At 64.3% G+C, this 22,048-nt stretch carries 18 protein-coding genes; 11 read left to right on the top strand and 7 right to left on the bottom strand.

The window, feature by feature from the left end; all coding sequences use genetic code 11:
- The first annotated feature begins 37 nt into the window (after positions 1-37).
- The 3 genes from DOM66_RS07040 (at position 38) to DOM66_RS07030 (ending at position 3,461) form a co-directional block, all read left to right on the top strand.
- On the top strand, positions 38-514 hold the full coding sequence (locus DOM66_RS07040) for a MarR family winged helix-turn-helix transcriptional regulator (protein WP_110673909.1): 477 nt from the start codon (positions 38-40) through the stop codon (positions 512-514).
- Positions 515-643: 129 nt separating this feature from the next.
- On the top strand, positions 644-1,849 hold the full coding sequence (locus DOM66_RS07035; protein WP_110673910.1) for an MFS transporter: 1,206 nt from the start codon (positions 644-646) through the stop codon (positions 1,847-1,849).
- 154 nt (positions 1,850-2,003) lie between these two features.
- Positions 2,004-3,461, top strand: a complete 1,458-nt coding sequence (locus DOM66_RS07030) for an APC family permease (RefSeq protein WP_245392384.1) — start codon at positions 2,004-2,006, stop codon at positions 3,459-3,461.
- 98 nt (positions 3,462-3,559) lie between these two features.
- Here DOM66_RS07030 and hpaR read toward each other — a convergent pair whose 3' ends face one another.
- Positions 3,560-3,967 carry a homoprotocatechuate degradation operon regulator HpaR gene (gene hpaR, locus DOM66_RS07025; RefSeq protein ID WP_280951259.1) on the bottom strand — a complete coding sequence of 136 codons (408 nt, stop codon included), beginning with the start codon at positions 3,965-3,967 and terminating at the stop codon, positions 3,560-3,562.
- A gap of 500 nt (positions 3,968-4,467) precedes the next feature.
- Between hpaR and DOM66_RS07020 the strand changes: the two genes are divergently transcribed.
- The 4 genes from DOM66_RS07020 (at position 4,468) to DOM66_RS07005 (ending at position 9,020) form a co-directional block, all read left to right on the top strand.
- The gene (locus DOM66_RS07020; protein ID WP_157959010.1) at positions 4,468-5,328 is read left to right on the top strand and encodes a helix-turn-helix domain-containing protein; all 861 of its coding nucleotides are present in this window, start codon (positions 4,468-4,470) and stop codon (positions 5,326-5,328) included.
- Positions 5,329-5,429: 101 nt separating this feature from the next.
- Entirely contained in the window at positions 5,430-6,314 is an 885-nt protein-coding gene (locus tag DOM66_RS07015; protein WP_245392383.1) for a SphA family protein, read from the top strand.
- Between the two features lie 8 nt (positions 6,315-6,322).
- Positions 6,323-7,585, top strand: coding sequence for an MFS transporter (locus DOM66_RS07010; RefSeq protein WP_110689676.1), 1,263 nt, complete (start codon positions 6,323-6,325; stop codon positions 7,583-7,585).
- Positions 7,575-9,020 carry an amidase gene (locus DOM66_RS07005; protein WP_110689675.1) on the top strand — a complete coding sequence of 482 codons (1,446 nt, stop codon included), beginning with the start codon at positions 7,575-7,577 and terminating at the stop codon, positions 9,018-9,020. The genes DOM66_RS07010 and DOM66_RS07005 overlap by 11 nt, the downstream gene beginning before the upstream one ends.
- A 167-nt stretch (positions 9,021-9,187) precedes the next feature.
- Here DOM66_RS07005 and hpaI read toward each other — a convergent pair whose 3' ends face one another.
- Positions 9,188-9,991, bottom strand: a complete 804-nt coding sequence (hpaI, locus tag DOM66_RS07000) for a 4-hydroxy-2-oxoheptanedioate aldolase (protein WP_110689674.1) — start codon at positions 9,989-9,991, stop codon at positions 9,188-9,190.
- A 284-nt stretch (positions 9,992-10,275) separates the two neighbouring features.
- Here hpaI and hpaA point away from each other — a divergent pair, with 284 nt between their 5' ends.
- On the top strand, positions 10,276-11,175 hold the full coding sequence (hpaA, locus tag DOM66_RS06995; RefSeq protein ID WP_110689673.1) for a 4-hydroxyphenylacetate catabolism regulatory protein HpaA: 900 nt from the start codon (positions 10,276-10,278) through the stop codon (positions 11,173-11,175).
- A 12-nt stretch (positions 11,176-11,187) separates the two neighbouring features.
- On the opposite strand, the gene DOM66_RS06990 is transcribed toward hpaA, so the two are convergent.
- The 5 genes from DOM66_RS06990 to DOM66_RS06970 form a co-directional block, all read right to left on the bottom strand.
- Entirely contained in the window at positions 11,188-11,988 is an 801-nt protein-coding gene (locus DOM66_RS06990) for an FAA hydrolase family protein (RefSeq protein WP_110689962.1), read from the bottom strand.
- Positions 11,975-12,865: a fumarylacetoacetate hydrolase family protein gene (locus DOM66_RS06985; RefSeq protein WP_110689672.1), complete on the bottom strand. Its 891-nt coding sequence runs from the start codon at positions 12,863-12,865 to the stop codon at positions 11,975-11,977. Before DOM66_RS06985 ends, DOM66_RS06990 begins: the two co-directional genes overlap by 14 nt.
- Before the next feature lie 71 nt (positions 12,866-12,936).
- Positions 12,937-13,917, bottom strand: coding sequence for a 3,4-dihydroxyphenylacetate 2,3-dioxygenase (gene hpaD, locus DOM66_RS06980; RefSeq protein ID WP_110673921.1), 981 nt, complete (start codon positions 13,915-13,917; stop codon positions 12,937-12,939).
- 70 nt (positions 13,918-13,987) lie between these two features.
- Entirely contained in the window at positions 13,988-15,496 is a 1,509-nt protein-coding gene (gene hpaE, locus DOM66_RS06975; RefSeq protein WP_110689671.1) for a 5-carboxymethyl-2-hydroxymuconate semialdehyde dehydrogenase, read from the bottom strand.
- Positions 15,497-15,524: 28 nt separating this feature from the next.
- The gene (locus DOM66_RS06970) at positions 15,525-15,911 is read right to left on the bottom strand and encodes a 5-carboxymethyl-2-hydroxymuconate Delta-isomerase (protein ID WP_110673923.1); all 387 of its coding nucleotides are present in this window, start codon (positions 15,909-15,911) and stop codon (positions 15,525-15,527) included.
- Between the two features lie 441 nt (positions 15,912-16,352).
- On the opposite strand from DOM66_RS06970, the gene DOM66_RS06965 reads away from it, so the two are divergent.
- From DOM66_RS06965 to DOM66_RS06955, 3 genes are all read left to right on the top strand, one after another.
- Positions 16,353-18,239 carry an FAD-binding monooxygenase gene (locus DOM66_RS06965; protein WP_110689670.1) on the top strand — a complete coding sequence of 629 codons (1,887 nt, stop codon included), beginning with the start codon at positions 16,353-16,355 and terminating at the stop codon, positions 18,237-18,239.
- Between the two features lie 491 nt (positions 18,240-18,730).
- Positions 18,731-20,074, top strand: coding sequence for an alginate export family protein (locus DOM66_RS06960; RefSeq protein ID WP_245392382.1), 1,344 nt, complete (start codon positions 18,731-18,733; stop codon positions 20,072-20,074).
- A gap of 367 nt (positions 20,075-20,441) precedes the next feature.
- On the top strand, positions 20,442-21,926 hold the full coding sequence (locus DOM66_RS06955) for an aldehyde dehydrogenase family protein (protein ID WP_110689669.1): 1,485 nt from the start codon (positions 20,442-20,444) through the stop codon (positions 21,924-21,926).
- Positions 21,927-22,048: the final 122 nt, after the last annotated feature.

Genomic DNA, 22,048 nt, shown 5'->3' with positions numbered 1-22,048 from the left:
ACTATTCAACTATTTTATCGCCTTGGAGCGCCCTCGCATGGTCGACAAGGATGAGCTGGCTTCCTCCTTCTTTCCGCTCTCCGATGAGTATCGCGCCCAGGATTTCCCGCTCTACTGGGTCGCGCGGCTGAACGCGAAGTACAGCGCCGAGGTGGACGCGCTGCTCAAGCCCCAGGGGTTGAGCTCGTCCAAGTGGCGGGTCCTGGTGATCCTCCACGAACAGGGTCGCCTGAGCATGTCTGACATCGCCACCCACGTCGTGGCCAAGCTCTCCACGGTGACCAAGATCGTCTACAAGATGCAGGAGGCGGGGCTGCTCGAGACCGCGCCCTCGCCGCAGGATGGCCGGGTCACCGAGGTCACGTTGACCGCCGAGGGTGAAGCCAGGCTGGCGGTGGCCAGAGAGCTCACCGCGCGGGTGGTGGAGAGAGCGTTCGACGGCCTGGGGAAGGCGGAGATCGTCTATGTCAACCAGTGCCTGAGCAAGATGTTCCGCAACCTCAACACGCCCTGACGTCACCTCGCACCTGGCCCGATCCCCCGGGCCTGCCCGCGCTGCCAATATTGCCGATTCGGGATAACGCCCGTGCGCGTCTTGTGCCTAGTCTGATCGCCATCACAATCACAATGATCGAGGTGCATCATGCGCCAGGCTGGGACGCGCGAGGGCGCGGTGCTGCTCCTGGGCAGCAGTCTGACCATTGTCGGCTCGGTGATGGTGGCGCCGGTCCTGCCCAAGATGATGGCGGCGTTCATGCCCAGCGAGCCGCACGCCGGCCTCTGGGTGCCGCTCGCCATCACCGGGCCGGCGCTGGCGATCGCGCTGTTCGCGCCGGTGGCCGGCTGGTTGGCGGATCGTGTCGGACGCAAGCCGATGCTGGTGGCCGCGACCCTGCTCTATGCCATCCTCGGCGCGCTGCCGGCACAGCTCGACGCGCTGATGGGCGTGGTCGCCGCTCGGCTGGCGTTCGGGGTGGCCGAGGCCATGGTCATGACCGGCTGTTCGACCCTGATCGCTGACTACTGGCACGGCGAACAGCGCTTGCGCTACGTCAATCGCCAGGTGGTGACCATCGGCCTTGTCGGCGCTCTGTTCTTCGTCGCCGGTGGGGTGCTCGGCGAGTCCTCCTGGCGTACCCCTTTCTATCTCTATCTGCTGCCGCTGCTGCTGGTGCCGTTCATGCTGCGCATCCTGTGGGAGCCGCCGTTGGCGCAGCAGCAGGCTCGCGATCAGGCGCGCGGCACGGACCGGGTAGACCGGGTCGCGCTGGTGGCCGGCTGCGCGCTGATCGCCGTGGGCATGGTGCTGTGCTTCGTCGTCACCATCCAGACGCCGGTGATCCTGGTCGGCCTGGGCGTGACATCGAGCACCCTGATCGGGTTGTGCACCGGGTGGGCACTGCTCGCCTCGCTGCTGGGGGCACTGCTGTGGCCCTTGGCGCGACGAGGGCTGGGGTTGCACGGCTGCAATGGACTGCTGCTGCTACTGCTTGCCGGCGGGCTGTGGATACTGGCCGAGGCCCCCGGCTATGCGAGCGTGCTGCTGGCGGTGACCGTCCACGGGATCGGGGCCGGGATGCTGGTGCCCAACGCCATGGCGCCGGTGATGAACGCCCTCACGCCGCAGACCCGCGGTCGCGGCATGGGGCTGTTCACTGGCTGTCTCTATATCGGCCAGTTCGTCAGTCCGCTGGTGGTGGGGCTGGCGGTGAGCCTCGGCGGCGATCTGCGGCGGGGCATCCTGCTGCTCGTCGCACTCGCGGTGCTCTACGCCGTGGGCTGGAGCGGTGTCGCACTGCGCGGCCGCGCGGGTCTGGCTACCTCCCGGCAGGACCAACCCCCGCTCTGAGCTGGAGACCTCCCCATGGCCACCGCCACCCATCGTCTGCTGGGGTGGCACTCGCCTTGGCCCCGATGGGCAAGGCAAGGCAGGGAAAGGAAAGTTTCTGGCAGGAGAGAACAAGAACGTCGTGTCCGGCAGACGTAGGTTGGAGCATTAGGCTGTGACGCCTCTGTCAGTACCCGCCAATAACAAAACCGACCCTGTCTCACGGAGGTCATTGACCATGCTCGATACCACGAAAGTCGCTCCAGCGATACCTGCTACCCCCCCCGCCCGACGGGCCATCGGTTTCAATACCATGATCGCCATCTGCGTAGGCACCGTGGTGGTACAGGGGGTGATGGCATCAGGGCTGCTGGGGTTCGGCATCGGCGGCCTGAGTTTTCTGGCCGCCATGCTGGTCGCGGCCCTGCTGGCCGTCTGCAACGCCATTTCGTTTTCGGAACTCTCGTTGATGTATCCACAGGCCGGTACGCTGGCCACCTATACCCAGAAGGCCATCGGGCATTTCCCGGCCATCGTGTCGGTGTTTGCGGGCTACGTCGTGGTGGCCGTCTTCGCTATCCCGGCCGAATTCCTGCTGGTCGATGCGCTGCTTCAGGCACTGTTCCCTGACACATTACCCACGCACCTGGTGCCGCTCCTGATACTGGCAGCGATTGCCGTATTCAATATCCTGGGTACCGATGTCTTCGCCCGGCTGCAGAATGTGTTCACCTTCTCCATGATCGGCGCCCTCCTGCTGGTCGGCGTGACAGCACTGATCCAGTCGCCTGCGCCGAACGTGGCCCGCGACGCGGCGGGCATCGACTGGGGGCTGGGAGGCATCTTCGATGGCAGTTTCATCGGGCTGGTGGCGCTGGCCATGTGGATGTTTGTCGGCTGCGAGTTCGTGTGTCCGATGATCAGTGACATTCGTCAGCCGGAAAAGCGCATTCCCAGGGCGATGTTCCTGTCGCTGGGCATCATCTTCGTGCTCTTTCTCCTGTTCTGCCTCGGAGGAGGGCGCTACCTCTCCGCCGAAACCCTGACCACGTCACCGCTGCCCTATCTGGATCTGGTCGATGGCGTCTTCGGCAAGACCGGGTTGATCATCGCGACCGTGATGGGCATGACCGCGACCTGCAGCACGGTCAACACGGTACTGGCCGCGGTACCGCGCATGTTGTCCGGCATGGCCGACAACGGCCAGGTATTTTCCATCATGGGCAAGATGCATCCGCGCTATAACACCCCCTGGGTCGGCATCCTGTTCTTGACCGTCGTCGTCGTCATTACCTTCCTGATGGTCAATCCCCAGCAGATCATTGCGCTGGTGATCGCCGCGGCGACCAGCTGGTTGATGGCCTACATCGTGGCGCATATCGATGTGATCGTGCTGCGTCGGCGCCACCCCGAGCATCGCCGTCCGTACCGCACGCCTTTCTATCCGCTGCCGCAGATGGTGGGCATCTTTGGCATGGCCTACGTGGTGTTCCATGCCTCGCCCTCGCCGGAGATGACCGCCACGATCTATACGCTTCTTGGTGTCGTCCTGGGCATCGTCAGCCTGATCGCACTCGTCTGGGTAAAGTTCAAGATGAAAAAGGGGCTGTTCGAGGCGGACCTGAGTGACTGATGCGTGCCGGGTGACGAGTGGGGCGCCTCGAGGGGAGGCGCCGCGCTCGTTTCAGACGGCGCGGGTCTGGCATGGCCATGGATGGAGCTTCACGAAGCTCACTCCTGGGGATCGAGCCGCTGCACCTCATCGAGCAGGCTCATCAGCGTACGGTATTTCTCCGGGCCGAGATGCTGCTGAATACGTTGATACTGGCGCATCATCTCGCCTTTCATGTCGTCGAACAGCGCATTGCCCTCGGGCGTCAGCGTGACACACAGCCGCCGCTGGTCGGCTTCGGGCTTCCAGCGCCTGACCAGGCCGCTCTGCTCCAGTCGCACCAGCACCCCGGTCAGACTGGGGCGCAGGATGCAGGCCCGTTCGGCCAGTTGATAGCTCTCCAGCGTCTGCGCTTCGGCCTGCCACAAGGTGCGAATGACGCGCCATTGCTGTTCGGTGACGTTGTGGCGGTTGAGGTGTGGCCGGAAAAAGCCCATAGCGGATTCACGGGCCCGCAGGAGTGCCATAGTGAGAGAGGGAGTCGGGCGCGCCATGTTGTGCCTTCTCAAAAGGAAGTCGGAAACGATCCGCTACCTGTCGCGGGATGCAAGGCGGTTTGCCGCTCGTCCGATAGGATAGGACGGAGCCCCGGAGTGGCTCTGCGGGCTGTCGGGTCATGATGGCAGAAGCGATTTTCCGCGGGAGCCTGACCTTACCATACTCGCCCGCTCGGACGACACGCCGGCATCGGTGTGCTGCCGGGAGGCGGGCAGGACGATGCGGGGCCAGCAGCAGTGTGGACAATCCCTGGCGTTGCCTCGGCAGGCCGCAGCGTTCGCACTGGATTGAACGATGGCCAGAGCGCCCCGACTGCCACGGGTACCGATAGCGATCGCCGAACGAGGATGAGCTCATGTGCGTTCCGAAGGAAGATCGACACTCGCTGGCACCCTCGCCATTGTCCTGTCATCGCACGCAGGGTATCGAACAGCACATCGAGCAATATCAGGGCTGGGAGCTGCAGCTCATGCAGCTCTCACAGGGGCGCTTCGAGGGTCGTGTGACTCACTTTGAGCTGGAGGGGTTGCGGCTGGTCCGCGATCACAGCAGCCAGGCGCTGCTCAAGCGGGGTGGACTCGGCAGCGCCTTCGTCGGGTTCAGTTTTCCGCTGTCAAGACCCGATGCTCCGCTGATCTGTCAGGGGCGGCAATATACCCAGGCCGGCGTGCTGGCCGTCATGGGCGGGGATCTGCCGGAGGTTCGCGTGGCGGCCAATCTGGACCTGCTCTCTCTGAGCCTCGACTATCAGAAACTGGCAATCCTGTCCGGCGAGACCCGTGAGGCCATGGACGGCCTGCGGGCTGGGCCGGGCTATCTGCCGGTGGCCTCGAACCATCGGGCACTGATGCTGCTGTTCGATCTGGCCTGTCAGTGGCTGGTGCTGCGACCCGATCTGGTCTCTCGTCACGCATTGCGGGACGCCTTTCTGGGGCACGTGTTGGATGTGATGGAGCAGGGGCCGATGGAGCGCGTCACCCCCTCGGTGCGCAAGCGTGTGGTGGATCGCGCCCGCGAGGTGATCGATGCCCACCAGGATGGGCCCATCGCCATTCCCTCCGTCTGTCACCGCATCGGCGTCAGCCGGCGCAAGCTGCAGTACTGCTTTCAGGAATACCTGGGCATCAGCCCGGCCAGCTATATGCGTCTGGCTCGGCTCAATGCCGTGCACCGCACGCTGGCACGCGGCGAGACACAGCGGGTTCAGGATGAGGCGGTGCGCTGGGGCTTTTTCCATCTCGGCCATTTTGCGCTGGAGTACCGTCGCTTGTTTGGTGAGCGCCCCTCGGAAACCCTGCAGCGAGGCCGCTTGAATCCTGCCGAATCCTGATAACGATCACGATCAGGGGCAACATAATCTGGTGCACCACCCATGTGATGACACGGTGCACAATGAAAATAATAGTCCCTGTCTGTCTCGCGCTGGCTGGCATGACCTGCGCGGCTTCATCCTTCGCCACCGAAAATGGCGCGCCCACCACCCCCATGGGCGTCTACGAGTTCGGTTCCGGTTTTCTTCCACCCACGACCCCGAATGGCACCATCGGTCTGCGCACGGCCTATTACACGGCCGATGACCTGCGTACCAGAGGCGGCAAGAGATCGCCCAACGATTTCTCCCTCGACGTGCTCTCGGTCGGGGTCGCCTACATCCGCATGACGGACAAGAGACTGTTCGGCGCGCGCTACGGCTTCGGCGGCGTACTGCCCTTTTTCGACATGAAGGCGTCGCTGGACGTCAATGCCGGTGGGCAGACCGTGTTTCAGGACGACACACACGTACTGGCCCAGGCCGATGTCCAGATCGTGCCGCTCATGCTGGCCTGGCAGCCCGCGCCGAACATGGGCGTGAGTGCACAGTTCCAGATCCAGGCGCCCACCGGGGAGTATGACAAGGACCGTCTGGTCAACCCTGGTCTCAACCACTGGACCTTCTCGCCCATCGTCGGCTTCACCTATGTCACGCAGGGTGGTCTGGAGTTCTCGACCCTCTCCCAGTTCGATGTCAACACCCGCAATACCGACACCGACTATCGCAGCGGCGTGGAGTATCGCAACGAGTTCGGTATTGGCCAGCATGTCGATGTCTGGACGCTGGGTCTTGGCGGCTATTACTACGACCAGATCAGCGACGACAAGAGCCCGTCACTGACAATTGACGATGGTAATCGCGCCCGTGTGTGGGCGGCCGGGCCGGCCGTCAGCTTTCTGTCTCCCGGTCTGCCGGCGGTCTGGTTCCACGTCTACAAGGAGTTTGGCGCCGAGAACCGGACCGAAGGCTATAACGCAGCGGTTCGCGTCGCCTACAGCTTCTAGGGGGCATCATGACAACGACATCCGTACATCGTCAGGCCGGCGCCCGGGAGGGGGCCATCCTGCTTCTGGCCAGCAGTCTGACCATCATGGGATCGGTCATGGTGGCACCGGTACTGCCACGCATGATCGAAGCCTTTGCTCCGGTGAACCCGCAGGCCTCCCTGTGGGTGCCGCTGGCCATCACCGGCCCGGCACTGGCCATTGCGCTCTTTGCCCCGCTGGCCGGCTGGTTGGCGGACCGGTTCGGACGCAAGCGCATGCTGATCCTCGCCACACTCTGCTACGCCCTGCTGGGTGCTCTGCCCGCCCTGCTGGATGGGCTGGCAGGCATCGTGGGTGTGCGTCTGCTCTTCGGGCTGGCCGAGGCCATGGTCATGACGGTGTGTTCGACGCTGATTGCTGACTACTGGCAGGGTGAGCGGCGTCTGAAATACGTCAATCGGCAGGTGGTGACCATCGCGGTGGTCGGCGCGGCCTTCTTCGTGATCGGCGGCATGCTGGGGGAACACTCCTGGCGCTCTCCGTTCTCTCTCTACCTGCTGCCCTTGCTGCTGCTGCCATTCATGGCACGGGTGCTGTGGGAACCTGTCGTGTCGCGCGCCTCGGCACCTGTGTCCGGACAGATACCCCCGCTTGCCAATGGCCGGGTCGACCTGCCGGCCCTGCTGGCAGGCTATCTGCTGATCGGCATCGGCATGGTGATGAGCTTCGTGGTACCGGTGCAGGCGCCCGTGTTGCTGGTCGGGCTGGGGGTGACCTCCACGACCCTGATCGGACTGGCCACCGGCACAGGGCTTCTGGCCTCGCTGGCCGGTGCGCTGATGTGGCCGCTGGTCAGACGCACGCTGGGCGTACGGGGCTGCAATGCGCTGCTGCTGCTGCTGGGGGCGGGCGGTCTGACTGGGCTGGTGCTGGCGCAGAGCTATGCCACGATGCTGATCTCGATCGTGGTCCATGGCATCGGTGTGGGCATGCTGGTGCCGAATGCCATGGCGCCGGTCATGAACGCCCTGTCTCCGACCAGTCGCGGGCGAGGCATGGGCTTTTTTACCGCCTTTCTCTACCTGGGACAGTTCATCAGTCCGCTGGTGGTCGGTCTGGCGGCCTCTCAGGCCGGTGGATTGACCAACGGCATCCTTGCCCTTGCCGGGCTGTTGACGCTCTATGCCGCCGTCTGGGGGCTGGGCGCCCTGTTCAGGCACTCCGACGCCCGTTCGGAGACCGACTCCACCTCTCACCTGTTGTCCCAGGAGCATCATCATGAGCCATGAAGTTCACCATCTGCTTGATTCCCATGACGGCATTGCCCTGGGCGAGGGCGTCAATGCCGGCGACATCTCCCGCGAGGCGCTGGTCGAGGCCGTCATCGAGCGGTTGGAAAGGGTCGAACCGCGCCTGAATGCCGTGGTGGATCGTCTCTATGAGGCGGCCCGCGAGGAGAGCCGTCAGCCGCAGCCGTCCGGTGGGCCGTTCGCCGGGGTGCCGACGCTGGTCAAGGATCTCTTCTCGCCGCTCAAGGGGGCGCGGATGACCCAGGGATCGCTGGTCGGCGGCGACGTGCGAGCCGAATTCGATGCCGAAGCCGTGGCACGGCTGCGTCGCGCCGGCTGCGTGTTCGTGGGCACCACCACCTCGCCGGAATTCGGCACCTCCTACACCACCGAGTCCACGCGTCATGGTGCCACCCGCAATCCGTGGGATCCCGAGCGCAGTGCGGGCGGTTCCAGCGGCGGCGCCGCGGCGCTGGTGGCGGCGCGCGTGGTCCCCTTTGCCCACGGCAACGACGGCGGCGGCTCGCTGCGGGTGCCGGCGTCGTGCTGCGGCGTCTTCGGTTTCAAGCCGAGTCGGGGGCTGATGCCGTCGGGGCCGATGGCCGGCGAAGGCTGGGGCGGCATGGGCACCTCCCACGCGATTACCCGTTCGGTACGCGACAGCGCCGCACTGGTGGATGCCACGTCCGGCATGGACACGGGGGCCCCTTACGCGGCTCCGGTGAGTGCGTTCTCCTGTCTGGAAGCCACTCGGCGCGATCCCGGTACGCTGCGTATTGGTGTGATCGATGGGCCCGAGCTGGCGCCGGAGGCGGCGAAGGTGCTCCAACAGACGACGACGCTGTGTGAGTCGCTCGGCCATCGGGTGGAGCGGGTCACCCTGCCGCTCGAGTGGGAGGCGCTCTACCAGCGCTGCTTCGATGTGATCGGCCCTAGCACCCAGGAGCTGCTCGACATGATCGGAAACCTGCGCGGACAGCCGATCAGTGACGAGGAGATCGAGCCGCGCACGCGGATCATGCTGCGCGAGCGAGGTCATATCGACGCCACCCGCTACATCTCGGCGATCAATTACCTCCATGCTCTGGGACGCAAGATCGCGACCACCATGCTGGATGTCGATGTGCTGCTGTCGCCGACGCTGGCGCGCAAGCCGCCGGTGATCGGCACGCTGGACGCCTTCGATGATCGGCTCTCGCTCGATGAGGTCATCCACGCCTTTCACAGCTACTGCCCGTTCACGGCGCTGTGCAACGCCACGGGCCAGCCGGCGATGTCGGTGCCGCTGTTCCGGACCGATGACGGTCTGCCGCTGGGTAGCCACTTTGCCGGTCGCTTCGGAGAAGAGAACCTTCTGTTCTCGCTGGCGGCACAGCTGGAGCGCGCCCATCCCTGGACCGGGCGGGTACCGGGGATCAACGCATGCTGTCGCTGACAGCGCTCCCGCGCCTGACGCCCTGACCATGGGGCGACACCGGGTAGCGCCCGGTGTCGCCGATGCCTACGACCGAGCTGTCGAAGGTCGCCTCGAAGACGCTACTGCCTGACCCGTGGTGCTTGCCACGGGGCCGGGCCCGGTGGATCGGGTCAAGGGAGATCGCATCAGTACACCGACGGTGCCGCTGCTGCCGGGGAGGCATCGCCCCTGAATTCGCCGGCCAGCGCCGTCAGCGCGTTCATCAGCACGCTGGTATCCACGCCGACCGCCACGAAGGAGGCACCGAGTTCGAGATAGCGTCGGGCCAGGGGCTTGTTGGCCGAGAGGATGCCGGCAGCCTTGCCGGCCGTTTGAATCCGCGCGATGCCATCTTCGATGGCCGCTTGCACCTCCGTGTGCCCCGGATTGCCGCGATGACCGAGTGAGGCGCTCAAATCCGCCGGGCCGATGAAAACCCCGTCGACCCCGTCGACGTCGGCAATCTCATCCAGGTTCTCGAGCCCTTGGCGGCTCTCGATCTGCACCAGCAGGCAGATCTCCTCATCGGCGTGGTCGAGGTAGCCCGGGATCGAGTTCCAGCGCGAAGCGCGGGCCAGGGCGCTGCCGACGCCGCGAATGCCGTCAGGCGGGTAGCGGGTCGCACGGACCAGATCGCGGGCCTGCCTGGCGGTATCGACCATCGGTACCAACAGGGTCTGCACGCCGATGTCCAGGTACTGCTTGATCGTCGCGGCGTCGCCCATCGGTGGCCGGGCCACCGGATGCACTGGGTAGGGCGCCATGGCCTGAAGTTGTGCGAGGATGGTGCGCAGGTCGTTCGGGGCGTGTTCGCCATCGATCAGAAGCCAGTCGAAACCGGCGTTGGCGGCAAGCTCGGCGCAGTAGCCGTTGGCCAGCCCGAGCCAGAGGCCGATCTGAGCATCCTTGCGGCCAAGCGCCTGTTTAAAGGTGTTGATGGGCATCTCCATGAGGCATTCCTCGTGCGTTGTCGTATCACAATGACAGGGTAAGTACGGCGTTGATCTGACCGAGCCCGTGGTCGCCGTCGGCGCTGTCGGCCAGGTGCCAATGAAAGACGGTCGCTGGTGGCCGGGGGGCACGCCCTCCACCTGGCTGTCTCAGTTGATGTGGTACCGAGGTCGATCTGCCAGTGGGTCGACGGCCACGGCGACGCCATGGAGCGCCGCGCCCGTCGGTGGTTAAGATAGCGTCTTGTCGAGCGATGCCCCGGCGCGAACTCAGGAGTCAAGCCATGGCGCTGGAACCCATTCCCAACATCACGATCGGCCAGGAGTACGACCAGCGGTACGCCGATGCCACCGTGCATTACGACGCCCTGGGCCGCATGGCGGAGTTCTACGGGCGTAACATGCCGGTGCATCATCACGACCGCTTCTTTCAGGTCCACTACGTCAAGCGCGGCATGGTGCGGGTCTATCTGGACGAGCGGCAGTTTCACCAGCAGGGCCCGATGTTCTTTCTGACGCCACCGACCGTGCCGCACTCCTTCACCACCGAGGACGGCAGCGATGGCCACGTGCTGACGGTGCGTCAGCAGCTGGTGTGGTCGCTGCTCGACGAGTTTCCCGAGCTGGGCGACGCCTCGGCGGTGGCACCGGTATGCGTGGCGACCGGCCGGGTGACTGACGACGCGCGACTCGACGTCAACCGCGTCGAGCGGCTGTTCGATGAGCTGTGTCTCGAGTTCGAGGCCGACCGCCCGGGCCGTGAGGGCGCGCTGACAACGCTTACCCGGCTGATCTTCATGAGCCTGTTTCGACTGTCGGCCAACTCGCTGCCGGCCCAGAGCGTGCGGCACGGCGAGCTGTCGCTGTTTCACCGTTTCAATCTGGAGATCGAGGCCCACTACACCGCGCACTGGACGCTGTCGGATTACGCCCACGCGCTCAATGTGACCGAGGCCCGGCTCAACAGCGTCTGCCGCCGCATCGCCGGGGTGCCCAGCAAGCGCGTGGTGCACGACCGTCTGATGCAGGAGGCGCGACGCCTGCTGACCTTTACCCGCATGAGCATCAACGAGATCGGCTATCGGCTCGGGTTTCAGGATCCGGGCTATTTCTGTCGATTCTTTGCACGTCATGCAGCCACCACCCCCTCGGGTTACCGTCGCGCCCAGCCGGGCCACCGGTAGCTGGCCTGCCATTCAGTCGAACGTCAGCGATACGCTGCCGAACGCGCCATAGTCGGCGTCGATTCGGCTGCCGGAAGGGCATTCGATCGGGCCGATGAACGAGCCCGACAGGATGACCTGACCGGCTTCGATGCGCTGGCCGTACGTCGCCATCCGCCGCGCCAGCCATACCAGTCCGGTGACCGGATCATCCAGGACGCCGGCGCCAAGGCCCGTCGCCACGACGACGCCGTTGTGCTTGACGATCGAGCCGACCCAGCGCAGATCGAGCGCGTGCGGATCGTGGCGCTCGGCGCCCAGTACGATGCCGGCATTGGCGGCGTTGTCGGACACGGTGTCGACGATCACGCGCGCCTGACCGGTCTCCTGGTCCTTTCGCACGATGCGGGTATCGAGGATCTCGAGGGCCGGCGTCACGTACTCGGTCGCGGCCAGCACCTCCTCGCGCGTCACGTCGCCCTCGAGCGGTGCCTTCATCACAAAGGCGATCTCCGCTTCGACGCGGGGCGCGATGAAATGGCCCCTGGGAATGACGGCGCCGGTGTCATGGCGCATGTAGTCGTAGAGCACGCCGCTATCGGGCGTGTCGATGCCGAGGGCGTCCTGCATGACTTTGGAGGTCAGCCCGATCTTCCAGCCGATAATGGCGTGATCCCGCGTCTTGCGCGTCATCTGGGCGGTCTGGATCGCGTAGGCATCGTCCAGCGTCATGTTCGGGTAGCGTCTGGACAGCAGTCCGATCTGTTCGCGGGTCGCTTCTGCGGCCAGCAGCGCCTCGGCCGCCTCGGCAACCTGGTTGTCACTCAGTGCCATGTCGTTCGTCCTCCACGCCATTGACCAGCCTGCCGATACCGTCGGCCTCGACCTCGATCACATCCCCCGGTTCGAGCCAGATCGGCGGATCGAAGCGGGCGCCGGCGCCGGTGGGGGTGCCGCACACGATCACGTCGCCCGGCACCAGGGTGGTGAAGGTCGACACGTAATTCACGATGTAGCGGAAATCGAACATCATCCGCGAGGTGCGATCCTTCTGGCGCACGTCGCCGTTGACGCGGGTCGTCAGTTCGATGTCATCGAGTTGCTCGGCGCGCTTGAACGGCACCAGCCACGGGCCGATGGCACCGGTGGCGTCGAAGTTCTTGCCCTGGGTGACGTTGAACTTGGCGTGACGGACCCAGTCGCGGATGGTGCCTTCGTTGCACAGCGTCAGCGCGGCGATGTGCTCATAGGCCTTCTCGCGCGAGATCCGGCGGCCGCCCTTGCCGATCACGATGGCGATCTCGCCTTCGTAATCGAGCTGTTCGCTCTCCGGCGGGCGCACGAGATTCTCGTTGTGACCGACGAAGCTGCGCGGGAAACGAATGAACAGCGACGGCTTGCTCGGGGCGGCCTGGCCATCCTTGTACTCTTCGTTGCGCGAGGGGAAATTGACGCCGACACAGATCAGCTTCTCGGGGTTGGCGACCGGGATCAGAAAGGTGACGTCGTCTTCATGGTAGCTCGGGGTGCGGCCGTCGGCGGCGCTCAGTAGTTCGTCGATGGCGCCGGCCTCGATCACTTCCTTGAGGCCCTTGAAGCGGGGGCCGAATTCCGGCGTCAGATCGACGATGCCTTCGTCGGTGACGACCCCAAAACGGTCGGCTCCATGGGCGCGGAAGGCCGCGAGACGCGGGGGAAGGGCGTTGTTCATGGGCTATCTCCTGAGGGCCCGAGCGGGCTCGGACCTCTTGACTCATGGGTGAGACGCGAGTGCCGATCGGCTCAGGGCGCGACGATCGGCGTGGCGTTGAGCTGGGAATCCCTGGGCTCGAGATTGTCGAACTCGGAGCCGTGCTCGAACCAGGAGCGCGGTGCCGGGGCACCCCAGAGCGTCTGGCGCTGCGGGTCTTTCAGATCCCACTTGATCGCTTCCAGGTCGGGGTCGACGGTCTGGTAGTCCGAGCAGTAGATCTCGATGCGGTGACCGTCCGGATCGAGGATATAGAGGAAGAAGGCGTTGGAGATGCCGTGGCGGCCCGGGCCTCGCTCGATGTTGTCGACGTAGCCGGTGGTGGCCATCAGGTCGCACAGATCGATGATGTTCAAGGGCGTGGGCACCCAGAACGCGGTGTGGTGCAGGCGGGGCCCGCGGCCATTGGTGAAGGCCATGTCGTGCACGCCGCCCTTGCGGTGGGTCCAGGCCGCCCACAGCTTGCCGCTGCCTTCGTCCTCGGTGTACTCGGTCACGCGAAAACCGATCTGGTTATAGAAATCGACCGCCTCATCGACGCTGGGCGAGAACAGGTTGAAGTGGTCGATGCGTAGTGGCTTGACGCCCTTGTAGAGCGCGTACTGCTGATGGATCGGGGCGAGCCGATCCATCTTGAAGTACAGCTCGATCGGCACGTCGAAGCAGTCGGTGGTGCGCAGCGTGCGGCCCTGGTAGGGGCGCTCGACCCACTCGACCGGGTGTCCCTTCTGCTGGAACCAGTCGTGGGCCTTGTCGAGTTCCTGCTCATCGAAGACCTTGAAAGAGAGCGACTTGACGACCGCGCGCTCACTCTCTTCCAGCACGATGCAGTGGTGACCGCGCTCTTCCATGGCGCGCAGGTAGAGGCGGCTGTCGTCCTCATCGGTGACCTGCAGACCCAGGGTGTCGACGTAGAAGTGACGGCTCTTGGCCAGGTCGCTGACGCCCAGTACAACGTGGCTCAGGCGAATGATGTTGAACGCAGGATAAAGATTGGGCGTTGGAATAGGCATGGTGAGACTCCTTCTTCGGCTCACGGATGTTCGGAAGCAGGGCGGTCGATATCGTCCTGCGCAGGTGAGATCACCCGAGTTTCGGCACCTGATGGGGCTTGCGCGGGAAGGAGACGTTGACGGTCTCCATGTAGAAATCGAACGACCAGTCACCGCCATCGCGGCCAATGCCTGACGCCTTGACGCCGCCGAACGGCGACTCCAGGTGACGGACGTTTTCGGAGTTGACCCAGATCATGCCGGCTTCCAGTTCGTCGGTCAGACGCATGGCGCGGTCGAGGTCGCTGGTCCACAGATACGCGGCCAGGCCGTACTGGGTGTCGTTGGCCAGACGCAGCGCTTCCTCTTCATCCTTGAAGGAAATGGCGGTGAGCACCGGGCCGAAGATCTCCTCCTGAGCGACCGACATGTCGTTGGTGGCGTGGGTAAAGAGCGTCGGGCGGATGAAGCAGCCTGCGTCACCGACCTTCTCGCCGCCGGCGGCGATGGTGGCACCCTCTTCACGCGCCTTGTCGAAGTACGACAGCACCTTCTCTTCGTGCTCCGGGTGAATCAGCGGGCCGACCACGGTCTCCGGGTCCAGCGGGTGGCCGACCTTCACGCCATTGGCCACCTCCGCCACGCGGCGGGTGAACTCTTCATAGAGGCTTTCCTGAACCAGCAGGCGCGAGGAGGACGTGCAGCGTTCGCCGTTGAGCGAGTAGATCATGAAGGTGGCGGCGTTGACGGCGCGGTCGATGTCGGCGTCGTCGAACACGATGACCGGGTTCTTGCCGCCGAGCTCGAAGTGAAAGCGCTTCAGCGTCGGTGCCGCCTGAGCCATGATCATTTGGCCGGTGCGGCTTTCGCCGACGAAGGCGATGGCCTTGATGCCCGGGTGCTCGGTCAGCGCCTTGCCGGCGTCTTCACCCATGCCGTTGACCAGGTTCAATACCCCTCTCGGGAGACCGGCTTCCTCGGCGATCTCGACCAGCAGCTTGGCGGTCATCGGCGAGAACTCGGCCGGCTTGTGCACCACGGTACAGCCAGAGGCCAGTGCCGGCGCGATCTTCCAGGTCGAGAGCATGAACGGCGTGTTCCACGGCGTGATGACCCCGACCGGGCCCAGCGGGCGCTTGGAGGTCACGTTCATCTGGGTCTCGTTTCGAAGCGACAGCCCATCCTCGGCCTGGGGGGCGCGGTCGGCGAAGAAGCGGAAGTTGGCGGCGCCGCGCATGGCGGCCTTCGACATGAAGCGCAGCGACTGCCCGGTGTCCATGCACTCGGTAAAGGCGATCTCTTCGGCGCGGGCCTCGATGGCTTCGGCAACCTTGATCAGGATCGCGCGTCGCTCCTTGCCCGGAGTCTTGCTCCAGCGCTTGAACGCCTGTTCGGCAGCCTTGACGGCGCGGTCGATGTCACTGGCACCGCCATGGGCCACCTCGGCAAGGGGGGTGAGGTCGACCGGCGAGATCGTTTCGAACGTCTTGCCGGAATCGGCCGGCACCGACTCGCCGTTGATGTGATTCAAGACGCCCTGATCGCGAAAGCGCTTCATGTAGCCCTGCGCGCGGGCGATGTTGTCGTTCAATTGGCTCATCGAGAATTCTCCGGAGGGGGTGTTGGGCTCACTGTCTGGACAGCCGGGAATGGATCGGCGTGTCTTTCCAGCTCAGCGCGGCATCGATCTCGCGGATCTCGAGCGAGAGGGCGAAGTGCGCTGTGGAAAGCGGTGTGGCAAGCACGCGCTGCACGGCGGCGAACAGCTGGTCGCCCGCAGCCTCGAGGTCCGCCTGGGCTCGGCCGCTGCCCACGCTTAGGGTCATGGCCAGAAAATCATTGTCGGGGTGGTCGTCGGCCACGATGCAGTGATCGGCGGCAAAGGCACGGATGCGAATGCCTGCCAGTGGAAAGAGCGGGGATGCCGTCATCACCCGGTGGGCGGCCAGACAGACCTCGTGCACGTCGACGCGCTGTTCGAGGTGGGGTGAATATTCGATATGCAAGTGGGGCACGTCGTTCTCCTTTCATGCCGGCAGTGGGCGTGGCCGACCGGGGTCTCTCTATTTCGTTAATAAATTAACAATCTTGCAGAAGTACTGTGTCAAGAGAGCCTTGCTCATCATTTGGATCTACATGAATGGCGTTCGCCAGGCACAGGAGATACCGCGCTTTCTGGGCCAGAGAGCGCCATCACACCGGTTCGAGAGCACTGACGTGCCCAGATTGTTCATAGATTAACGAGTGGATGAGGTGTGTGGTGGGTGGGCCGACTAAGGTAGGGCGTTTATTTATGAAAAGTACAATCAGGGCGATGTAAAACACATCCTCATCGTGCCAGGGGGTATTCAGCATGGACGGCATCAGGGCCCAGACGCTGTTTATCACCGGGGACGCTCGCCGAGCGCGCTGCCACGTCTGCCGCCCAGCGCAGCAGGTTCCATGAGGAGAAGACCATGCAGTTTCACCATTACGGCTACGTATCCGGCGACCCCCGCGTTCAGCCCGCGCTCGGCGAGGGGCTCGATCGCCCCGAGGCGCTGCCCGACGAAGTCGATGTTCTGATCGTCGGCACCGGCCCTGCCGGTATGATCATGGCCGCGCAGCTTGCCCAGTTTCCCCACATCCGTACCCGCATCATCGAGCGCCGGGCGGGGCGGCTCGAAATCGGCCACGCCGATGGCATTCAGGCCAGAAGCGTCGAAACCTTCCAGGCGTTCGGCTTCGCCGATCGGATCACGGCCGAGGCGTATCGCATCACCGAGATGGCGTTCTGGAAGCCGGATCCGGAGCGGCCCGAGTACATCATCCGTACCGCTCGCACGGCCGATGATCCGGAAGGCATCAGCGAGTTTCCTCATCTGATCGTCAACCAGGCGCGTGTGCTCGATTACCTGGCCGAGTCGGCCGCTAATGGGCCGGCACGTATCCGTCCGGATTTTGGCATCGAGTTCAAGGGGCTGACGGTCGAGGAGGAGGGTGACTACCCGGTCACGGTGGCGCTCGCGCAGGTGGCCGGGCCGGAAGAGGGCCGCGAACGTACGGTGAGGGCCAAGTACGTGGTGGGCTGCGACGGGGCACGAAGCGGCGTGCGGCGGGCCATCGGCTGCACCCTTGCCGGCGATCAGGCCAACCACGCCTGGGGCGTGATGGATGTGCTGGCGCGCACCGACTTCCCGGATATCCGCACCAAGTGCGCCATCCAGTCCCATGCCGGCGGCAGCATCCTGTTGATTCCGCGGGAGGGCGGGCATCTGTTTCGGATGTACGTCGACCTCGGCGAAGTACCGGCCGACGGCAGCAGCGCCGTGCGCAACACGCCCATCGAGCGGATCATCGCCAAGGCCAACGAGATTCTCACGCCCTACACGCTCGATGTGCGAAACGTGGCCTGGCACAGCGTCTACGAGGTCGGCCATCGCCTGACCGACCGCTTCGATGACGTCGAGAATCCGGATTCCGGGCGGCTGCCTCGGGTGTTCATTACCGGCGATGCCTGCCATACCCACAGTGCCAAGGCCGGTCAGGGCATGAACGTCTCGATGCAGGATGGCTTCAATCTGGGCTGGAAGCTTGGCCATGTGCTGTCCGGTTGCAGCCCGGCCAGCCTGCTGTCGACCTACTCCACCGAGCGTCAGGTGGTGGCCAGGAACCTGATCGATTTCGACAAGCAGTGGTCGACGATGATGGCCAAGCATCCGGAAGCGTTCGAGGATCCCAACGAACTGGAAGCGTTCTACACCCGAACCATCGAGTTCCCGGCCGGTTTCATGACCGAGTACGAGCCGTCGCTGATCACCCATGCCGCCGACCATCAGGCGCTTGCGACCGGCTTTCCCATCGGCAAGCGGTTCAAGTCGGCAAGGGCCTCGCGGGTCTGCGACGGCAACCCGCTACAGCTCGGGCATCAGGCCAGGGCCGATGGCCGGTGGCGCTTCTATGTGTTTGCCGACACCGCGAGCCCCGGGGCCGACTCGAAGACCCGACACCTCGCCGAATGGCTGGTGCACTCGCCCGACTCTCCCCTCAATGCGGCCTTGCCGGGCGGCGCCTGGGTCGATTGGTTCGACGTCAAGGTGATCTATCAGCAGCGCCACGAGGATGTTGCGATGGGCGAGGTGCCGAGTGTCTTCACGCCCGAGGTCGGCCCGTTTGCGCTGCTGGATCTCGAGAACGTCTACGGCGTGGCAGCCGATGAGGATATCTTCGAGGTTCGTGGCATCGACCGCGCCGGTGCGCTGGTGGTGGTCCGTCCGGATCAATACGTGGCCAATGTCCTGCCTCTGACAGCCACTGACGAGTTGGCGGCCTTTTTCAAACCCATATTGATGCGATGTCCATGATCCTGCTGACCATCCCGATCGGCATGCCGCTCGATCCGTTCGTCTGAAAGACAACCGTACCGCCTCGCTCGGCACGGTCAGCCGGGGCAGCGTGCCCTGTCTGGAGGCGGACAGGGTGTCTATCGCGGTGGTGGTGTGGGTACCGGCGTCTGCACTGGCCTGGTCAGTGGATTGAGCATGCTTTGATGTTGGAGGGAGACAACCGCAGCGTCGCTGTTGCTCTCGGCGCTGGATGAGCCATTGTGTCATCGACGGTCAGGCTTTCCTGAACTCGTCTGGAGTTCGCATTGTGGCAACTTGAGGCAGGTTTTTGTCAGGAGCGGACAAGAGTCGCGCAGCCAGTCTCGCTAGCCTGTCCATCGGGGATGTCCCTTCGACGCCTGAGATCACTCGCCCCAGGAGCACTACAACGATAAGTGTCGTAGCGACAATCCCCGTAACAACGAGCATTGCCACCCCATGCACTGCAACAACAAAGGGAAGACTGCTTCATGACGATTTCACGCTACCGCCCCATGCTGCCGACACTCGCTGCCGGTACGGTCATTTCGCTCGCCTTGTCCGGAAATGCCTCGGCGCTCGAGATTTACGACACCGCCAGGACCAAGATCAATCTGAACGTCACCGGGGTGGCGGGGGTGTTTCACAGCCAGAAGGGCTACGCCCAGTCGGAGACGGCTGAGGCGAAAGGGCGCGACTGGCAGGAAGGGTTCATCAAGTACGGCGTCGACGTCACACAGGCGCTGTCGCCCACGGCGGGTTCGCTCTATGCCAACGTGGCGTGGGTGTCGAGCGCTACCTGGGGGCAGGGTGACGCAGGGGGATTCACCACGGGTGATGAGCGTCGCACGCATATCGAGGACCTGGCCGTCGGCTGGAAATCCGGCGATCTGATCCCGGCGCTCGGACGCGATGGTCTCGATGTGTCGGTGGGACGCCAGCGCATTCAGGTCGGCGACGGGTTTCTGATTTCCGGGGATTCGCTCAATGTCGGCGATGGGTTGCTCGGCGGCGAACTCGACCGGGGTGGCGCCTATTATCTGGCCCCGCGGCAGGCGTTCGCGCGAACCGCCGTGGTCAAACTCGGCGGCGACTCGGGTTGGCGTGGCGATCTGATGTGGCTCGAATCGGACAATCCCGCCCAGGCCAAACCCGCCATGGCGGTCGGTACGCTCGAACACGTGAGCGATGACAACACCCTCGGCGCGACCTACCTCAAGGTGCTGGATACCGATAACGACTACGCCTTCCTCCATCCTGACCGCGATGGCACCAAGGTCTACAGCCTCTATGGCCACGGCAACGCCGGTGTCGAGAACCTGTTTCTGTCCGGGCAGTACGCCTTTCAGGAAAAGGGTAACGGTGCCGCTGAGAATGCCTGGTATCTGGAGATGGGCTGGACCTTCGACGAGCTGCCCGGGTCCCCCTACGCCAGCTATCGCTTCAGCCGCTTCTCCGATGGCTATGATCCGCTGTTCTACGGCAACGGCCGGGCGCTCGGCACCTGGTTCCAGGGGGAGGTGGCGGCCAACTACGCCGGGCCGTTCGAGACCAATGCGCGCATTCAACAGATCACGCTGTCAGTCACGCCTACCGAACAGCTCAGCCTGGGCATGCTGGCGTATCGTTTCGACACCCTGGATCGCGATCAGGGGCAGAACCTCGATGGCAACGAGATCGATCTCTATGCCACCTGGACGATCAACGACCACTGGTGGGTGATGCCGTTGGTGGGCCGCTTCGATCCGGATGCATCGGCCTCGAATGGCGGCTCCCAGCTCGGTGGGAGCGGCGCTAACTACTACACCCAGCTGCTGGCCGGATTCAACTTTTAGGCTTCGGCAGACAGCGTCATGAGCCTGGCAGGCATGGGCAAGTTTTCAGGGGCATGGCGCACTAGCCTTGGGTCATGTCTGAAAAGTACAGCGCTTATCCATAAGGCGTTAACAATCGGCTCACTGAACAACGTTCAGAACGTTCGAAGGATGGCCCGACAGGCGAGCGGAGCGAGTCATCGGCTCCTCCGTGAACTGGAGCGCCAGCCAGATCCGTTTTCGCCGATTTTTGCCTTGGCTACGCGCCCCGGGTTTGCCTCCGCTCGGTGACTTTTAAGACAAGGCCTAGCCTCAGCTACCCCTTTTACGGTCGAGCGACGCCAGACGGGCGTCCCTCTCGACACCTTGCATGCGCAGGAGATCGTTCATGAGCCAGGACTCAGCATCACAGGCCGTACAGGATTTTTTCAAACGGGCGACAGGGTCGTTCATCGAGGGTGCCTATGTCAGCGACGGCTCGCCTCGCGACGTGCTCGACCCCTCGACCGGCAAGCCGCTGACTCAGGTGGCCGAGGGCGATGTGGCCCTTGCCGACCGGGCGGTGGCGCTGACCAAGCAAAGTTTCGACGATGGCCGCTGGGGCGGCATGACGTCGGCCGCGCGGGAGCGGATTCTGCTGCGTTTTGCCGACCTGATCGAGCAGCACGCTGACGAGCTCGCTCAGATCGAGACACTCAACCAGGGCAAGTCGATCAATATCGCCCGTGGCGTCGATGTCGGCTTCTCGATCGATTTCGTTCGCTACATGGCGGGTTGGACCACCAAGCTCGAAGGCAGCACCCGGGACGTCTCCATCGGCATGCCCGAGGGTGCGAAGTTCAACGCCTACACGCTGCGCCAGCCGGTCGGCGTGGTGGCGGCCATCGTGCCGTGGAACTTCCCGATGATGATCGCGTTGTGGAAGGTGGTGCCAGCGCTGGCGGCGGGCTGCACGGTGGTGTTGAAGCCCTCCTCCGAGACGCCGCTCAGCGTGCTGCGGCTGGCCGAGCTTGCCATCGAGGCCGGCGTGCCCAAAGGGGTCTTCAACGTGGTGCTGGGCTCGGGGTCGACGGTGGGAACACGGTTGTCCGAGCATCCGGACGTCAAGAAAGTGACCTTCACCGGGAGTACCGAGATCGGCAAGCAGATCGGCCACGCCGCGGTCGAGCACATGGCGAACTTCTCGCTGGAGCTCGGCGGCAAGAATCCGATGCTGGTGCTGGCAGATGCCGATCTCAAGAAGGCGGTCAATGGCGCCTTGATGGGCGGCCTGCTCAATCAGGGGCAGGTGTGCGCGGCGGCCTCGCGGTTCTACGTGCACCGCAGCCTGCACGATCGCTTCTGCGAGCATCTGGCCAAGGCCGTCGACGCCATGCGGGCGGGCCCCGGCATCGACCCCGAGGCGCAGGTCAATCCGCTGGTGTCCAAACGCCAGCAGGTGAGCGTGCAGGGCTATATCGACCGCGCGCGGGAGCAGGGTGCCCAGGTGCATGTCGGCAACGAGGTGCCGGCCGAGGGGTTTTATATCTCGCCCACCGTGGTCAGCGGCGCGAATCACGACATGGAGATCGCCCGGGAAGAGGTCTTCGGCCCGGTGCTGACGGTCATTCCGTTCGACGATGAGGAGGAGGCCCTGCGCATGGTCAACGACAGCGATTATGGTCTGGGAGCCAGCCTCTGGACCGAGAGCCTGTCCAAGACCATGGCGATGACACCGCGTATCGAAGCCGGCACCGTCTGGGTCAACACCCACGTGACGCTCGATCCGGCCATGCCGTTCGGTGGTCTCAAGATGTCCGGCATCGGCAAGGAGTTCGGCCCGGAAGCGGTCAACGCTTATACCGAGCTCAAGTCGATCTGCATCGCTTATTGAGCGAGGAGCCGGCCTCCTGGGGTCTCGGGGGCCGGCCCGCGCCAACGTGTCAGTACTACCGCCCACACTCATGCACGCTTTCGGCACGCCGACCCATACTCACGCACCGTTTTGCTGCACGA

Source organism: Salinicola endophyticus, assembly GCF_003206575.1.
Lineage (GTDB): Bacteria > Pseudomonadota > Gammaproteobacteria > Pseudomonadales > Halomonadaceae > Salinicola > Salinicola endophyticus.
Note: the sequence above shows the minus strand (reverse complement) of the source record. Positions and strands in the feature narration are given on the sequence as shown.